13 protein-coding genes are annotated in these 16,592 nt (G+C 67.0%); 8 read left to right on the forward strand and 5 right to left on the reverse strand.

The genetic code is table 11. The annotated features are described in order from the left end of the window. Positions 1 to 89: 89 nt before the first annotated feature. The 5 genes from NLI01S_RS02205 to rpmH form a co-directional block, all read right to left on the reverse strand. On the reverse strand, positions 90 to 578 hold the full coding sequence (locus tag NLI01S_RS02205) for a Jag family protein (RefSeq protein ID WP_067598450.1): 489 nt from the start codon (positions 576 to 578) through the stop codon (positions 90 to 92). Positions 579 to 721: 143 nt separating this feature from the next. Next, a complete protein-coding gene (gene yidC, locus NLI01S_RS02210) occupies positions 722 to 1,660 on the reverse strand; it encodes a membrane protein insertase YidC (protein WP_067598267.1) in 939 nt (312 codons plus the stop codon). Between the two features lie 28 nt (positions 1,661 to 1,688). Beyond that, positions 1,689 to 2,003 (reverse strand): membrane protein insertion efficiency factor YidD, encoded by a 315-nt coding sequence (gene yidD, locus NLI01S_RS24980; protein WP_084392256.1) that lies wholly within the window; start codon positions 2,001 to 2,003, stop codon positions 1,689 to 1,691. Then, complete coding sequence (gene rnpA, locus NLI01S_RS02215; protein ID WP_067598270.1) at positions 2,000 to 2,488, reverse strand: ribonuclease P protein component; 489 nt, start codon at positions 2,486 to 2,488, stop codon at positions 2,000 to 2,002. The genes yidD and rnpA overlap by 4 nt, the downstream gene beginning before the upstream one ends. Positions 2,489 to 2,619: 131 nt before the next feature. Continuing rightward, a complete protein-coding gene (rpmH, locus tag NLI01S_RS02220) occupies positions 2,620 to 2,763 on the reverse strand; it encodes a 50S ribosomal protein L34 (RefSeq protein WP_033303406.1) in 144 nt (47 codons plus the stop codon). Between the two features lie 782 nt (positions 2,764 to 3,545). On the opposite strand from rpmH, the gene dnaA reads away from it, so the two are divergent. The 8 genes from dnaA (at position 3,546) to NLI01S_RS02260 (ending at position 16,430) form a co-directional block, all read left to right on the forward strand. After that, positions 3,546 to 5,552 (forward strand): chromosomal replication initiator protein DnaA, encoded by a 2,007-nt coding sequence (gene dnaA / locus NLI01S_RS02225; RefSeq protein WP_067598273.1) that lies wholly within the window; start codon positions 3,546 to 3,548, stop codon positions 5,550 to 5,552. 1,166 nt (positions 5,553 to 6,718) lie between these two features. Continuing rightward, on the forward strand, positions 6,719 to 7,858 hold the full coding sequence (gene dnaN, locus NLI01S_RS02230) for a DNA polymerase III subunit beta (RefSeq protein ID WP_067598276.1): 1,140 nt from the start codon (positions 6,719 to 6,721) through the stop codon (positions 7,856 to 7,858). Between the two features lie 112 nt (positions 7,859 to 7,970). After that, the gene (gene gnd, locus NLI01S_RS02235; RefSeq protein ID WP_067598279.1) at positions 7,971 to 8,882 is read left to right on the forward strand and encodes a phosphogluconate dehydrogenase (NAD(+)-dependent, decarboxylating); all 912 of its coding nucleotides are present in this window, start codon (positions 7,971 to 7,973) and stop codon (positions 8,880 to 8,882) included. Positions 8,883 to 8,977: 95 nt separating this feature from the next. Beyond that, a complete protein-coding gene (recF, locus tag NLI01S_RS02240) occupies positions 8,978 to 10,108 on the forward strand; it encodes a DNA replication/repair protein RecF (RefSeq protein ID WP_067598282.1) in 1,131 nt (376 codons plus the stop codon). A gap of 79 nt (positions 10,109 to 10,187) precedes the next feature. After that, the gene (locus NLI01S_RS24985; RefSeq protein ID WP_084392245.1) at positions 10,188 to 10,643 is read left to right on the forward strand and encodes a DUF721 domain-containing protein; all 456 of its coding nucleotides are present in this window, start codon (positions 10,188 to 10,190) and stop codon (positions 10,641 to 10,643) included. A gap of 438 nt (positions 10,644 to 11,081) precedes the next feature. Continuing rightward, entirely contained in the window at positions 11,082 to 13,019 is a 1,938-nt protein-coding gene (gene gyrB, locus NLI01S_RS02250) for a DNA topoisomerase (ATP-hydrolyzing) subunit B (protein WP_084392246.1), read from the forward strand. Positions 13,020 to 13,068: 49 nt separating this feature from the next. After that, positions 13,069 to 15,687, forward strand: coding sequence for a DNA gyrase subunit A (gene gyrA / locus NLI01S_RS02255; protein WP_067598291.1), 2,619 nt, complete (start codon positions 13,069 to 13,071; stop codon positions 15,685 to 15,687). 101 nt (positions 15,688 to 15,788) lie between these two features. Continuing rightward, a complete protein-coding gene (locus NLI01S_RS02260) occupies positions 15,789 to 16,430 on the forward strand; it encodes a DUF3566 domain-containing protein (protein ID WP_067598294.1) in 642 nt (213 codons plus the stop codon). Positions 16,431 to 16,592: the final 162 nt, after the last annotated feature.

Consider the following 16,592-nt stretch of genomic DNA (forward strand, 5'->3'; position numbering starts at 1 on the left):
GCCTGAGCGGAGCTCCGGCCCCCTCCCCCGGACATACGTCGGGGGCGATGTTTCACGTGAAACATCGCCCCCGAGGATGCCGCTTCCGGTCAGTCCGCCGGACGCACCACCACGTAACGGTTGGGCTCCTCGCCCTCCGACTCACTGCGCAGGCCGGCGGCGGCGACCGCGTCGTGCACGACCTTGCGCTCGAACGGGGTCATCGGCTCCAGCGAGCGGGACTCACCGGAATCCTTGACCTTGTTCGCCGCGTCGGTACCGATCTGGAAGAGCACCTTGCGGCGCCCCTCCCGGTAGCCACCGATGTCCAGCATGAGTCGGCTGCGCTCACCGGTCGCCCGATGCACCGCGAGGCGGGTCAGCTCCTGGAGCGCCTCCAGAACCTCACCCTCGTCACCGATCAGCTCGTCCAGGGTGGCACCGACGACCGAGACCATCGCACGGTCACCCTCGACGTCCATGTCGATGTCGCCGTCGAAGTCCGCGATGTCGAGGAGACCCTCGATGTAGTCCGCGGCGATGTCGCCCTCGTTCTCCAGGGCCTCGATATCGATACCGGCCTCGGGTGCCTGGGCCACCGCTACGCCGCCGTTCTCTTCCTCGCTACGTCCCACAGCGTTCCCGTCTCCTCATATCCGTCGGTCCCTGGCCGTCGTACGCCTCAGGGGCATTGTCGCCTGCGCACTCGAAAGTCGCCGCGGCCGACACGAAACAGGGGGCCCTAGTTGGAACCGCCGCTGCGCTTGGAGCGCGTCTGCTTCTTCGGCTGCCTGCGTTCGATCTTAGGCTGTTCCGTCGGCTCCGGAGCGGTTTCGGCGACCTTCTTACGACCGAGCATGCCCTTGGCCGAGCCCTTGGTGGAGTTGCCCTTCGCGGTCGTGGCCTCCTCGCCCGGAGCCGGCTGGTTCCGGTACAGGAAGTGCTGCTGCACCATGGTCCACACGTTGGAGGTCACCCAGTAGACCAGGACACCGATCGGCATCATGAGACCGAAGAGCCCGAAGAGGGGCGCCATGTACATCATGATCTTCTGGGTCTGCATCATCGGGTTGTCGGGCTGCTGCGCGATGCTCCGCTTGATGCTCTGACGCATGGTCAGGAACGTCGTCGTGCCCATCAGCACACAGGCGATGGCGATGACGATCTTCGCCATGATGGGGTCGGTGGCCCCCAACGCCTCGAGGTCCTCGGGCGAGGTGTTGAACTGGGCCGCGACGGGCGCGTGGAAGATCAGCGCCTCACGAGCGCTGTCGACCAACTCCTGGGTGAAGCCGAACTGCACCTTGCCCTCGGCCACACCGCGCAGCACGCTGAACAGGGAGAAGAACACCGGCATCTGGAGCAGCAACGGGAGGCAGCCCATGATGGGGTTGGTGCCGCTCTCCTGGTACAGCTTCATCGACTCCCGCTGGAGTCGCTCCTTGTCGTGCTTGTAGCGCTCCCGAAGCTTGGCGATCTTCGGTTGCACTTCCTGCATCTTGCGCTGCGTGTTCATCTGCTTGACGAACAACGGCACCATCAGTAGACGCATGATGGCGGTCAGCAGCACGATGGACAGGCCCCAGGCCCACCCACTGTCGGGGTCCAGACCAACGAAGGCCAGACCCGAGTGGATCCAGACCAACACGTGGCCGATGATGTTGTAAAGCCAGTCGAGCACCGGCCAACTCCTCGGTGATTCGGTTCAGCTACTGGTCCCCGGAAGCGGTGCCGGTCTGCCCGGTTCCGCCCGTAGACTCCTCGGACTCCTCGTTCCGGCGCCCTCGGGGCGGCGGAACCGGATCAAGTCCTCCGGGGTTGAAGGGATGACAACGGGCGATACGCCTGACGGCGAGCCACCACCCGTACAACGCTCCATGCACGCGCAACGCCTCTACGGCGTACGCGCTGCACGAAGGATAGAAGCGACAGACCGGTGGAAAGAGCGGGCTGATGAAACGCTGATACCCGCGGATCGGCAGGATCCACAACCGTGCGAACGCCGTCGGTCTGTGCTCGGTCATCGGCTCGTCCACCGTTCTGCGCCCTCGTCGGGGCGGCGGTTCCCGTCTGTTCCGCTGATCGCGGGGGCGCTCGTGGCGGGCCTTCGCCCACCACGGCCGCCCCGCCCTCGCGAGGCCCCACGGGGTCGCTGGGCCGCGGCGATCGTGCTGTCGAGTCGTACCGCCAGGTCCTCCTGGCGCAGCTGGGCGGCGAGAGGTTTGGCACGTACTACCAGCAGGCTACCGTTTGGCAGAACACCCAATCGTTCCCGCATCAGGTGGCGCAGCCTGCGCTGTACGCGCTTGCGCACCACCGCTCCCCCGACGGCCTTGCTCACGACGAGACCGATCCGTGGCGGATCCGCTCGTTCGCAGGTCTCCGGGGAATCGGAACGCTGCGGGGCGAGGTAGACCACGCCCAGGGCGTCGCTCGAAGCGCGTCGCCCCGAACGCATGACCGATCCGAACTCGGCGCTGTGACGCATCCGGTTCCGTGGCGACAGCATCGGTGTTCCTCCGGGAGGGGTGCGGGCACCACCGGACCTCACACTCGCAACGGCCGGCGTGCCACACGACAAAGGGACCGGCCGGCGAGAAGGCCGGACGGTCCCAGTGAAGACTTGAGGCTTCGCGTGGCCTAGTGGCTCACGGTCAGCGCGGAGCGTCCCTTACGGCGACGCGAGGCGATGATGGCGCGACCGGCGCGCGTACGCATGCGCAGCCGGAAGCCGTGGACCTTCGCGCGACGCCGGTTGTTCGGCTGAAACGTACGCTTGCTCACTACTGGCTCCAGGGGCGTGTCAGGAAAATACTACGACAGACCCCCATGATATGCGGGTCCTTACAGTGCGTTCGCCGTGGCCGCGACGTCGTGCGGATGAACACACACGAGCGCAGGCAGAATCAACGGCATAAGCATAAAGAAGATACGACCTGGTCGGGTCGGGGTCAAATCAGACCCGGCCTCGTCGGTCCGGGGCAACCGGAACGGGGCGCCGAAACCGGTGTCGGGCACCACTGGGCGCCGGTTGCCCACACGCCTGTGGACAAGTGGGCGTCCACAGGGCTCGAAGGTTCCACAGAGGGGTGAGGGCTGTGGATAACCTCGACCTGTGGATAACTTGCCGGCGGCGGCCGCCCAGGGCTCGAAAATCCTGTGGACGGGCGCCTTACACATACCTTGACCTGCTGATTGTGGATAACTTCCGACTGTGCACGACCAGCTGCCATCCTGTGGATAAACCTGTGCACAACGTGTGGACAACTGCGAGAACCTGTGGATACCCGAAGGTAGTCAAAGCCTTGGCGACCGACCGGCGAACGAGTTGTCCACAGGGTGGTTCCAGGCGGGAAGTCCGGTTTCCCATCGGAGGTCCTGCCCCGACACCTCCCCCAGGGGAGGACAATGGAAGCAGTGGCCCCCGGACCCACGCACGGAAGTGACACGCAACACCCTCTCCCCCGTCCCCTCAACGCCTCCGAGCAACCCACCCGAACAGATTCGCATCGAAGGGACAGCAACCATGGCAGGTCACCTTGGCTGACGCACAGGTCAACCTCGCAATGGTCTGGTCGAGCGTGTTGGACGGGATCGACAACGACGCCCTCCCCGCTCACCAGCGCGCCTGGCTGCCTCAAACCCGTCCACTCGGCCTGATCGAGGACACCGCACTGATCGCGGCGCCCAACGAGTTCACGAAGAAGGTCCTGGAGAGCCGTCTCTACCCGGCGATCAGCAAAGCGCTCTCCGCACACCTGGGGCGGGAGATCCGGGTCGCGGTGACCGTCGACCCCACCGCCGTGCCCACTCCGCCTCCGACCCCGACTTCCCCGGGCCACTATGGCGGCCCGGACCGGTTCCCCGTGAGCCGGGACCAGCCCCGGCCCGTGCCCGGCGACCCGCCGTCGAACCCGAACCCGCAGCAGGGGCCGCAGACGTACCAAGAGCCCCGCGGGCAGCACGCGCGGCCGGCGTCACCACACCCGGCCGAGGCTCTGGGCGCCCACACCCTCGGACAGGGCACCGAGCAGGCCGACCTGCTCGGCTCGGACCAGCCGTACGCGGGTCCCCGCTACGACCCCGCCCCCGAAGCCTGGCCGGCCACCGACACCGGTGAACCCCGGTACCCGGCGCAACGTCATGGCGCACCTCCGGACGTCTCCGGACCCGACTCCCCGCCGGCGGCCGCCTCCCACGTGCCCGAGGGCCCGGCGGAGCCGGCCGCCGAGCCCCCCGCGTCCTGGGGTTCCTCCAGCGGTTGGCCCACCCAGGAGCAGCTGTGGCAGCAGCAGGGGTGGGGTGAGGCCGGTTGGGAGCAGCCCAACCGCTGGGAGACCCCGGCGCAGGAGGCCCCCGTGGCCCCACGGTCGACCGAGCCCTCCACGGCCCCGGCCCCCGAGCCGACCCCCTCCCCGGCTCCACGCCCGGAGGGTTCCGAGGGGTCCGCCGAACCGGTGCCCGCGCCGTCCGAGAGGGACCTCACCGCGTCTCCCAAGTCTCCGCCGGGGCGGTCCCCCGAGATCCCACCGGGCGACTACGCGCGCCTGAACCCGAAGTACACCTTCGACACCTTCGTCATAGGGTCCAGCAACCGGTTCGCGCACGCGGCGTCGGTGGCCGCGGCGGAGGCGCCCGCCAAGGCGTACAACCCGCTGTTCATCCACGGCGGTTCCGGACTGGGCAAGACCCACCTGCTACACGCCATCGGCCACTACACCCACCGGCTCTACGAGGGCTCGCGGGTGCGCTACGTCAGCTCCGAGGAGTTCACCAACGAGTTCATCAACTCGATCCGGGACGGCAAGGCGGACGGGTTCCGTCGTCGTTACCGGGACATCGACGTGCTCCTGGTGGACGACATCCAGTTCCTGGAGAACAAGGAGCAGACGCAGGAGGAGTTCTTCCACACCTTCAACACGCTGCACAACTCCGACAAGCAGATCGTCATCTCCAGCGACCGTCCGCCCAAGCAGCTGACGACGCTGGAGGACCGGATGCGCAGCCGGTTCGAGTGGGGGCTGCTCACCGACGTCCAGCCCCCCGAGCTGGAGACGCGCATCGCCATCCTGCGGAAGAAGGCCGCGCAGGAGGGGTTGGCGGCACCGCCGGAGGTGCTGGAGTTCATCGCCAGCAAGATCTCGACCAACATCCGCGAACTCGAGGGCGCGTTGATCCGCGTCACCGCCTTCGCCAGCCTCAATCGGCAGTCGGTCGACCTGGACCTGACCGGACAGGTGCTGCGGGACCTGGTGCCCAACAGCGAGGTCCCCGAGATCACGGCGAGCTCGATCATGTCCCAGACCGCCGCCTACTTCGGATTGAGCCTGGAGGACCTGTGCGGGACCTCGCGTTCGCGGGTGCTGGTGACGGCCCGACAGATCGCGATGTACCTGTGCCGTGAGCTGACGGACCTGTCGTTGCCCAAGATCGGCCAGCAGTTCGGCCGGGACCACACCACCGTCATGCACGCGGACCGCAAGGTCCGAGCCCTGATGGCCGAGCGCCGCTCGATCTACAACCAGGTGCACGAGCTCACCAGCCGGATCAAGGACCAGCCCACGCTGACCTGACCGCCCGTCGACGTGTCGACAAGGGGACACGTGCACAAGGGGAGAAGAGGGGTGCCGCCGAGCGGTGCCCCTCTTCTCCTGTCCGTGCCGGGCCGTACCCGCCCGGCGCTCCTTCGACCGATCGACCTGTGCACGGGCCCGACGGGGTCGACTCGTCGACCCCGTCTCCGGGCGGCCCACGGTCTCCACAGCCCCAGGGAAGCGCCCCGCGAGTTATCCACAGGCTTGTGCGGGGGTATCGCCGATCAAGAGCGATAGGCGAGTGTCGTACCGGGGCCGTGGTGTCCGTGCCCGAAGCCGACCGTTCGTCCTGCTTTCCAGGGCCTTCGCGGACTGTCGGTCCCCTCACAGTGGCGCCGGGCCGGATCGCGCGCACACCGTGACAACGGGCGATGGAGAGGACTTCGGAAGGGCCTGTGGATAACCCTGTGCACAGAGCCTTTGCCCAGGTTCGCGCGTTATGCGAGTGGGCCCCAAAATTTTTTTCGCCGACTTTCCGCGAAGTTATCCACAGGAGGAGGACCAAATCTGTGGACAACGCTGTGGATAACCTGTGGACAACCCCTCTCAGCCTGTGGGTAACCCGGGGTAGCCCTGTGGACATGAGAACCCGTCATCGGATCATCGAACCACCGGCTGCTGTGTACAACTAGGGGAAAACCTGTGGACGGACCTGTGGACGGGGTGTGGAAAAACTAGGGGCCTCGATTTTCGTCCACAGCCGACCCGAGTTACACACAGGGTCATCCACAGGGCCTGTGGACAAAAATCTCCGGAGTGACCTGCGAAAACAAGGGTTATCCACATTATCCACAGGCCCTACTACTACTACGCACCTTCCTTAGCTCAAATGTGGCTTCAAAGCCGCTCCGCGGAAAATCTGTGGACAACGCCCCGAGATCGAGGTGACGGCGGTCCGGTGCCGAGCCGGCAGCGACAGCGGAGGAATCCGGGTAACGTGTGTTCTCGCCCCTGTCCTGCGCCGCTCTCGATCTGAGCGGTGACCCCAACGGGATCCGAGACGGCTCCACGTGGTTCGGACCTGCACTCACGCCGGTTCGTCCACACCCTGTCGATGGAGCCCCCGGTAGACCCAAGAGACACCCACGAGCTGCAACGTTGAGGCTGCGACCGATCCAACGGTCGTGCGGAAAGTGAGTCGGAAAGTGAAGTTCCGGGTCGAACGCGACGTACTGGCCGACGCTGTCGCCTGGACGGCGCGCACACTGCCGACACGCCCCTCGGTGCCGGTCCTGGCCGGCATCCTCCTCGACGCCGGGGAGACCGATGGTCGTCAGCGGGTCCGCCTGTCCGGGTTCGACTACGAGGTCTCCACCCAGGTCTCCGTGGACGTCGACATCGAGGAGGCCGGGAAGACCCTGGTCCCCGGTCGACTCCTCGCCGAGATCACCCGCAACCTTCCTCCACAGACCGTGGAGATCGCGACCGACGGTCCCAAGGCCGTCGTGACGTGCGGCAGCGCGAAGTTCACCCTGAACACCATGCCGGTGGAGGACTACCCCTCGCTTCCGGAGATGCCCGGTGTCAGCGGAACGATCGGCAGCGACGTCTTCGCCGCCGCGGTGAGTCAGGTGGCCATCGCCGCCGGTCGTGACGACACGCTTCCGATGCTCACCGGCGTTCGGGTCGAGATCGAGGGCGAGACCATCACGCTCGCCTCCACCGACCGCTACCGACTCGCCGTGCGCGAACTGGCCTGGAAGCCCGAGAACCCGGAGCTCTCCGCGGTGGCCCTCGTTCCGGCCAAGACCCTGCACGACACCGCCAAGTCCCTCACCTCGGGCGCCGAGGTCTCCATCGCGCTGTCCGACGGTGACAGCGGTGAGGGCATGATGGGCTTCGAAGGCGGTGGTCGTCGCACCACCACCCGTCTGCTGGACGGTGAGTTCCCCAAGTACCGTGCGCTGTTGCCGGACACCTTCAACACGGTGGCCGAGGTCGGGCGCGCGGAGTTCGTCGAGGCGGTCAAGCGCGTCTCCCTGGTCGCCGAGCGCAACACGCCGCTCCGCCTGGCCTTCTCCCAGGGTGCTCTGGTCCTGGAGGCCGGCACCGGCGAGGACGCTCAGGCCGTGGAGACCCTCGAAGCCGACCTGGACGGCGAGGACATCCAGATCGCCTTCAACTCCGGTTACCTGCTGGACGGTCTCGGCGCCATCGGCACCGACGTGGCCCGCCTGCACTTCACCACCTCGACCAAGCCGGCGATCCTCACCGGCAAGCCGGCCGAGGAGGGTGGCGCCCCCGAATATCGCTACCTGATCATGCCGGTGCGCCTGTCCGGCTGACGGATCCGGCAGACTCGAAGACCGATGTCCGCCACCCGGGCCGTGGCCTTGTCCACTTCCCGGGCAGGTCGGCTTCCACGTGTCCAGCAGGTGTCCAAGGGGGAGCCCAAACATGCAACTCGGAATGATCGGCCTCGGCAAGATGGGCGGCAACATGGCCGCCCGACTGCGGGAGAAGGGCCACGACGTCGTCGGCTACGACGCCTCCCCCGGTGAGCGCGACGTGGAGAGCCTGGAGGCCCTCGTCGACCGACTCCAGGCCCCACGGGTCGTTTGGGTCATGGTTCCCGCCGGGGACCCGACCACGGGCACCATCGAGAAGCTGGGCGAACTCCTCTCCGAAGGCGACATCGTCATCGAGGGCGGCAACACCCACTACGTGGACGACGCTCCCCGCGCCGAGGCGCTGAACGCCAAGGGCATCGGATACGTCGACGCCGGTGTCAGCGGTGGTGTGTGGGGACGCCAGAACGGCTACGGGATCATGGTCGGCGGCCGTGAGGAGGACGTGGAGCGTCTGCGACCCCTCTTCGACTCGCTGACCCCCGACGAGGGCGGCGGCTTCGTGCACGCCGGTGCGGTCGGCGCCGGACACTTCGTGAAGATGGTCCACAACGGCATCGAGTACGGCATGATGCAGTCCTTCGCCGAGGGCTACGAACTGATGGTCGCCTCGGGGATCGTCAAGGACGTCCCCGGCACCTTCGAGAGTTGGCGCGAGGGCACCGTCGTCCGTTCCTGGTTGCTGGACCTGCTCGGTCTCGCCCTGGAACAGGACCCGGACCTGTCGGAGCTGCGCGGTTACGTGCAGGACTCCGGCGAGGGACGTTGGACCGTGCAGGCCGCCGTGGACCTCGCGGTCCCGGCTCCGGCCATCACCGCCTCGCTCTTCGCGCGCTTCGCCTCCCGGCAGCAGGACAGCGAAGCCATGAAGGTCGTCTCCGCGCTGCGCAACCAATTCGGGGGACACGCCGTCACCAGGTCCACCGACTCCGGTGGCGAACAAGGCGAACAACAGGACTGATCCCTGAGACCTTCGGGGCGGCAGGGCCCGGCCCGTGCCGCCCCGCACCTTTTCCCTTTCATCACCCAGCTCCCTCGCTCCAGGAGGAAGGCCGGATGTACGTTTCCCACCTGCAACTGGCCGACTTCAGGTCGTATGAATCGGCCCTGTTGGAACTCGAACCGGGCGTGAGCGTCTTCGTCGGTTCCAACGGCCAGGGCAAGACGAACCTGGTCGAGGCGATCGGTTACGTCGCGACCCTGGCCAGCCATCGGGTCTCCTCCGACACTCCGCTGGTCCGCATGGGCGCGGAACGGGCGATCGTCAGCACCCGGGTCATGCGGGACGGGCGCGACATGCTCGTCGACCTGGAGATCAACCCGGGCAGGGCCAACCGCGCCCGGGTGAACCGGGGCGCGGCGGGGCGGCCCAGGGACATCCTCGGCATCCTGCGCAGCGTGCTGTTCGCGCCCGAGGACCTGGCCCTGGTCAAGGGCGATCCCGGAGAGCGTCGCCGTTTCCTCGACGATCTCCTGGTGGCCCGGGCCCCACGTATGGCGGGGGTGCGTTCGGACTACGAACGGGTGCTCAAACAGCGCAACGCCCTGCTGAAGTCGGCGTCGGCACAGTTGCGCCGGCGGGCGACCCCGGACCTGAGCACCCTGGAGGTGTGGGACTCACATCTGGCCGAGACCGGCGCGGAACTGTTGGCGGCCCGGTTGGGGCTGGTCGAGGAACTGCGTCCGTTGGTGGCGAAGAACTACGCGGGACTGACCGAATCGGGTGGGCCGGCCGTACCCACCTATCGTTCCTCGGCCGTCGAGGAGGGGGTCGAGTCGCCGCGCGACCGTCCACAGCTTGTGGACGTCCTGCTCTCGGCCCTGGCCGAGTCCAGGGAGCGCGAGCTCCAGCGGGGGGTCGGTCTGGTGGGTCCACACCGGGACGACCTACAGCTGCGGCTCGGTGAGTTGCCCGCCAAGGGCTACGCCAGTCAGGGGGAGTCGTGGTCGTACGCGCTGGCGTTCAAGTTGTCGGCGTTCGACCTGCTCAGGGCCGATGGCGACGACCCGGTCCTGATCCTGGACGACGTGTTCGCCGAACTCGACTCCGAGCGGCGCCGTCGCCTCGCCGAGCGGGTGCGTGACGCCGAACAGGTCCTGGTGACCGCCGCGATCGGGACGGACATCCCCGAGGAACTCGTTGGTGCGAGGTTCGGGGTGCGCCGGGGGGTGGTCGAGGGTGAGTGATCCTTGTCCACAGCCTGTGGATCCGGGGTCCGGTCGTGGGCACGAGGGGTCTGGTGGGGTCGTCGGTCGTCCACAGCCTGTGGACGGCGCACCGAGCCCCGCTGCCCCGGTGGCGTCCGGGGCGGACCTGGCCCGTCAGGCCCTCGCCCGGGCCCGGGCCGAGGCTCGGGAACGCGGCGCGGTCCCGAGCGGTGCGCCGAGGGCTCGAAGGCGTGGCCGATTGCGGTCACGCAACGAGCCCCAGTTGTTCGGAGACGCGGTCCGAACCTGGCTGATCGAGCATGGTTGGCAGGAGCAGGTGGCCGTTGGAGGGGTCTTCGGTCGATGGGCCGACATCGTGGGCGATTTCAATGCCGAACATCTCCGACCCGAAAGTTATTCGGAAGGTGAACTTGTCGTTGTCGCCGATTCACCGACGATGGCGGCTCACGCACGCGCGATGGTGCGGGATCTGATGCGGCGTCTGAACGAGGAACTCGGGGACGGGGCCGTCATCACCATCAAGGTGAAGGGGCCGGGGTCCCGACGGAGGTGACGCCGTGACCAGGGATTTCGGGGTGATTCGGGTGGAATGTGGCGCGGTGTTCGCCTTGGGTCCACCCGCGTCCCGCGGGCGCCGGACCGGGGAGAAGGAGACCGCAGCCCCACCGGAGGGCACTGAAGCGCGCCGGGACTTGTGTGTGGCCCCTCCCGTGTGTAGGGGCTCGGCTCCCGCCCCGATCGTTCGTTCTGGTGCGGCACAGCGCCGCCAATGCCACTTTGTCGCACCGGGCGGGGTATCATGGGGACGGTTCTTCAGACGCCTGTAGCCGGTACCACGCCCCCATGTAGAGGGTGGGCGGGCGGCCCGTGTGGCGAACGGTGATCCCCCGGGTCCGCGGCTTGCCGCGCCCTGTCGGTCACCCTGCCGTGGGTTGACCGTCGTCCGTTCGGCCGCGGCCGACAGGCGTCCCCAGCAGGAGGGTGTTCCCACTTGGCCTACGACGCAGGATCAATCACGGTTCTCGAAGGGCTTGAGGCAGTACGCAAGCGTCCGGGTATGTACATCGGCTCCACAGGGGAGCGCGGTCTGCACCACCTGGTCTACGAGGTGGTCGACAACTCGGTCGACGAGGCGTTGGCGGGTCACGCCGACGCCATCGAAGTGACCCTGCTCGCTGACGGTGGGGTCAGGGTGGCCGACAACGGCCGCGGTATCCCGGTCGGCGTCCACCCCGTGGAGAAGCGCCCGGCCGTGGAGGTCGTCCTCACCACGTTGCACGCGGGCGGAAAGTTCGACGGCAAGTCCTACGCGGTCTCCGGCGGTCTGCACGGTGTCGGTGTCTCCGTCGTCAACGCGCTGTCCACGGCACTGGACGTGGAGATCCGCACGGACGGGCACGTGTGGCGACAGCACTACGAGATGACCGCTCCCACCGGCGACATCGTCAAGGGTGAGGTGACCGAGGAGACCGGTACCCAGCTCACCTTCTGGGCCGATGATTCCATCTTCGAGACCACCGTCTACTCGTTCGAGACGCTCTCCCGTCGACTCCAGGAGATGGCCTTCCTCAACAAGGGGCTCGCCATCACCCTCCGGGACGAGCGCCCCGAGTTCACCGATGACGGCCCCGTGGTGCAGACCTACCACTACGAGCAGGGCCTGGCCGACTTCGTCGACTACATCAACGCCAAGAAGGAGCCGGCGCACGCGTCGATCATCTCCTTCGAGGAGGACGGCGATGGCATCTCCGTGGAGATCGCCATGCAGTGGAACCAGTCCTACACCTCGTCGGTGCACACCTTCGCCAACACCATCAACACGACCGAGGGCGGCACCCACGAAGAGGGGTTCCGTTCCGCGCTCACGACCCTGGTCAACCGGTACGCCCGGGACCAGAGGCTGTTGCGGGAGAAAGAGGACAACCTCACCGGCGACGACATCCGTGAGGGGCTGACCGCGATCATCTCGGTCAAGCTCGCCGACCCGCAGTTCGAGGGCCAGACCAAGACCAAGCTCGGCAACACCGAGGCCAAGTCCTTCGTCCAGAAGGTCACCAACGAGCACCTGCGCGACTGGTTCGAGCGCAACCCCGGTGAGGCCAAGGACATCGTGTCCAAGGCCAGCCAGGCCGCCCGCGCCCGCGTGGCCGCCCGTCAGGCCCGCGACCTCACCCGTCGCAAGACCCTCCTGGAGACCACTTCCCTGCCGGGCAAGTTGTCGGACTGCCAGTCCACCAAGCCGGAGGAGTGCGAGCTCTACATCGTCGAGGGTGACTCCGCCGGTGGCTCCGCCAAGGGCGGTCGCAACCCGCACAACCAGGCCATCCTGCCCATCCGGGGCAAGATCCTGAACGTGGAGAAGTCCCGGATCGACCGGATCCTCAAGAACCAGGAGGTCCAGGCGATCATCACCGCCCTGGGCACCGGTATCCACGAGGACTTCGACCAGGAGAAGCTCCGCTACCACAAGATCGTCCTCATGGCCGACGCCGACGTCGACGGTCAGCACATCCGCACCCTGCTGTTGACGTTGCTGTTCCGCTTCATGAAGCCGCTGGTCGAGGCCGGGAACGTCTACCTGGCCGCGCCCCCGCTCTACAAGATCAAGTGGGACCAGAAGGGCTCGGACGCGGGCTACGCCTTCTCCGACGCCGAGCGCGACCGCATCATCGAAGAGGGCATCGCCGCCGGTAAGAGGGACCCGCGCCCGCGCGACATGGTGCAGCGCTTCAAGGGTCTGGGCGAGATGAACGCCAACGAGCTGTGGGACACCACGATGGACCCCGAGAGCCGAGTCCTCCTCCAGGTCACCCTGGAGGACGCGGCCCAGGCCGACGAGATGTTCAGCGTGCTGATGGGCGAAGACGTCGAGTCCCGGCGTTCCTTCATTCAGCGCAACGCCAAGGACGTCCGTTTCCTGGACATCTAGGTCCTCTCCGTCCCACTCGCTTCAGCAAGCTTAGAAGGGATCGACATCCGTGACGGATGCGAACAACCCCGACGCCCCTGAGGGCGGCTCCTCCATGGAGTCCCCGCAACGCGTGACGGACCGGATCGAGCCCGTCGACATCCAGGTCGAGATGCAGCGCAGCTACCTCGACTACGCGATGTCCGTCATCGTCGGTCGGGCCCTCCCCGACGTCCGGGACGGCCTCAAACCGGTCCACCAGCGCGTCCTGTACGCCATGTACGACGGCGGCTACCGCCCCGACCGCGGCTACTTCAAGTGTGCCCGCGTCGTCGGTGACGTGATGGGTAACTACCACCCGCACGGCGACAGCGCCATCTACGACACCCTGGTCCGTCTGGCCCAGTGGTGGTCGATGCGGATGCCCCTGGTCGACCCGAACGGCAACTTCGGTTCGCCGGGCAACGACCCGGCCGCCGCCATGCGCTACACGGAGAGCAAACTCGCTCCGCTGGCCATGGAGATGCTCCGGGACATCGACAAGGAGACCGTCGACTTCCGGCCCAACTACGACGGTCGTTCCTCGGAGCCCGTCGTCCTGCCGGCCCGTTTCCCGAACCTGCTGGTCAACGGCTCCTCGGGTATCGCGGTCGGTATGGCGACCAACATCCCGCCGCACAACCTGCGCGAGGTCGCCGAGGGTGTCTACTGGTACCTGGACAACCCCGAGGTCGACGACGAGCGGCTGCTCGACGAGCTGATGGCCCGGGTCAAGGGCCCCGACTTCCCGACCCGCGGCCTCATCGTGGGCAAGCGCGGTATCGAGGAGGCGTACCGTACCGGGCGCGGCTCCATCACGATGCGCGCCGTGGTCGAGGTCGAGGAGGACAGCCGCGGCCGCCAGATCCTGGTGATCACCGAGCTGCCCTACCAGGTCAACCCGGACAACCTCGCGCTGAAGATCGCCGACCTGGTCAAGGACGGCAAGATCAACGGCATCGCCGACGTGCGCGACGAGTCCAGTGGCCGTACCGGCCAGCGTCTGGTCATCGTGCTCAAGCGCGACGCCGTGGCCAAGGTCGTGCTGAACAACCTGTACAAGCACACCCAGCTCCAGGAGACCTTCGGCGCCAACATGCTGGCGCTGGTCGACGGGGTGCCGCGCACCCTGCGCTTGGACCAGATGATCCGCCACTGGGTCAAGCACCAGATCGAGGTCATCGTCCGTCGGACGAAGTACCTGCTGCGCAAGGCCGAGGAGCGGGCGCACATCCTGCGTGCGCTGCTGCGGGCGATGGACCGCATCGACGAGGTCATCAACCTCATCCGGGCCAGCCCCTCGGCCGACGAGGCGCGTACCGGTCTGATGGGTCTGCTGGAGATCGACGACATCCAGGCCCGGGCCATCCTCGACATGCAGCTGCGCAAGCTCGCCGCCTTGGAGCGCAACGCTCTGACCGCCGAGTACGACGAGCTGATGGCGCTCATCGCCGACTACAACGACATCCTCGATTCGGAGGAGCGTCAGCGCTCGATCATCCGCGAGGAGCTCGGCGAGATCGTCGAGAAGTACGGCGACGAGCGACGCACGCACATCATCCCGTTCGAGGGCGACATGCGCATGGAGGACTTCATCGCCGAGGAGGACGTGGTCGTCACGATCTCCCGCGGTGGATACGCCAAGCGCACCCGCATCGACAACTACCGGGCGCAGAAGCGCGGCGGTAAGGGTGTGCGCGGGGCCCAGCTCAAGCAGGACGACATCGTCCAGCACTTCTTCGTCACCACCACCCACCACTGGATCCTCTGCTTCACGAACCAGGGTCGGGTGTACCGGACGAAGGCCTACGAGCTGCCGGAGGCCGCACGCGACGCGCGCGGTCAGCACGTCGCGAACCTGCTGCCGTTCCAGCCGGGCGAGGAGATCGCGCAGATCATGGCGCTGCGTGACTACGAGGCGGCGCCGTACCTGGTGCTGGCCACCCGCGAGGGCCTGGTCAAGAAGTCGCGTCTGGCGGACTTCGACTCCGCCCGTTCTGCCGGCATCATCGCGATCAACCTGCGCGAGGACGACGAGCTCATCGCCGCACGTCTGGTCTTCTCCGAGGACGACCTGCTGCTGATCTCCAGCGACGCCCAGGCGATCCGTTTCTCGGCCTCAGACGAGTCGCTGCGTCCCATGGGTCGTGCCACCAGCGGTGTGATCGGCATGCGCTTCCTGGAGGGCGACTACCTGCTGTCCATGGACGTCATCCGACCCGGTGACGGTTCGACCGACGTCCTGGTCGCCACCGAGAACGGATACGCCAAGCGGACCCCCTCGGAGCAGTACCCGACGCAGAACCGTGGCGGTAAGGGCGTGCTGACGGCCAAGGTCGTGGAGGCCCGCGGCAAGCTGGTCGGTGCCCTGATGGTGGACCCGGAGGTCGACGAGATCTTCGCGATCACCTCCGCCGGCGGCGTCATCCGCACCGGAGCCGGTGAGGTCAAACAGTCCGGTCGTACCACCATGGGCGTCCGTCTGATGAACCTCGACAAGGGCAACAAGATCGTCGCCGTGGCCGCCAACGCGGAGGCCGCCGAAGAGGCGGAGGCCGAGGAGGTCGCGGACGCGGTCGAAGCGGCCGAGAACGCGAACGCCGACACGGGTGACGTTCAGGTCTCGGGTGAAGGCGACAACGAGGCCTAGACTGCGCGTTATACGCAGTACGTCCCGTGGGGTTCGTTTCGGCGGCCCCACGGGACACACGGATCGACCCGTCCCAATGAAAGTCCAGCGGAAACGTTTCTATGTCTGAGAATCAGTCGAACACCAGCAGCAAAGATTCCGACGCGGCGGGTGTCGCAGGGGACTCGAACGTGGAGACGGCGGAACCGACCGCTGCGGACTCCTCGGAGACAACGACCGCGCAGGAATCGGGGGGCACCACAGTGACGTCTGAGTCCACGCCTGAGTCCACGCCGGAACCCGAGTCCGAGGCCCGATCCACGCCCGAAGAGCCCAAGGCGTCCCCCGAGCCGACGGGACCGACCGCCGTCAAGGCGACACTGGCGAGCCGGAAGGCCCATCTGACCGTCTCCAGGGTGGAGCCGTGGTCGGTCATGAAGTTCAGCTTCGTGGTCGCCCTCGTGTGCTTCATCATCCTGTTCGTCGCCGTCGCGGTGATCTACGCGGTCCTGTCGATGTTGGGTGTCTTCGACGAACTCACCAACATGATCAACGCTCTCCTGGAGGGTGACGGTGGTGACGACGAGCTGGGTCTGAACCCGGCAGCCTGGTTCTCGCCCGGTCGTGTCCTCGGTTACACCGGTGTCGTCGGTGCGCTGAACGTCGTGCTTCTGACCGCCCTGTCCACGGTGGGGGCGATGGTCTACAACCTGGTCGCGGACCTGGTCGGTGGCGTCGACGTCACCCTCTCCGAGGCCGAGTAGCCTTCGTTCGTCCGTCGGGCCCGGCTCTCCTGCTGAGAGCCGGGCCCGACGTCCGTTCCGGAACGGCCCGAGCACTGTCGGGAACGGGCTAAAATGGGAGGTGAAGAGGGACGTGGTTCGTCCCGTGTCCCCTCTCTCGTGCCAGGAGGTCTCCGGTTCGCC

The organism is Nocardiopsis listeri NBRC 13360, assembly GCF_001570765.1.
Classification (GTDB): domain Bacteria; phylum Actinomycetota; class Actinomycetes; order Streptosporangiales; family Streptosporangiaceae; genus Nocardiopsis; species Nocardiopsis listeri.

Excerpts from the sequence above, each read along its gene's own strand:
- yidD (WP_084392256.1), bottom strand. The coding sequence starts at position 2,003 with ATGACCGAGCACAGACCGACGGCGTTCGCACGGTTGTGGATCCTGCCG.
- rnpA (WP_067598270.1), bottom strand. The coding sequence starts at position 2,488 with ATGCTGTCGCCACGGAACCGGATGCGTCACAGCGCCGAGTTCGGATCG.
- dnaA (WP_067598273.1), top strand. The coding sequence starts at position 3,546 with ATGGTCTGGTCGAGCGTGTTGGACGGGATCGACAACGACGCCCTCCCC.
- gnd (WP_067598279.1), top strand. The coding sequence starts at position 7,971 with ATGCAACTCGGAATGATCGGCCTCGGCAAGATGGGCGGCAACATGGCC.
- recF (WP_067598282.1), top strand. The coding sequence starts at position 8,978 with ATGTACGTTTCCCACCTGCAACTGGCCGACTTCAGGTCGTATGAATCG.
- NLI01S_RS02260 (WP_067598294.1), top strand. The coding sequence starts at position 15,789 with ATGTCTGAGAATCAGTCGAACACCAGCAGCAAAGATTCCGACGCGGCG.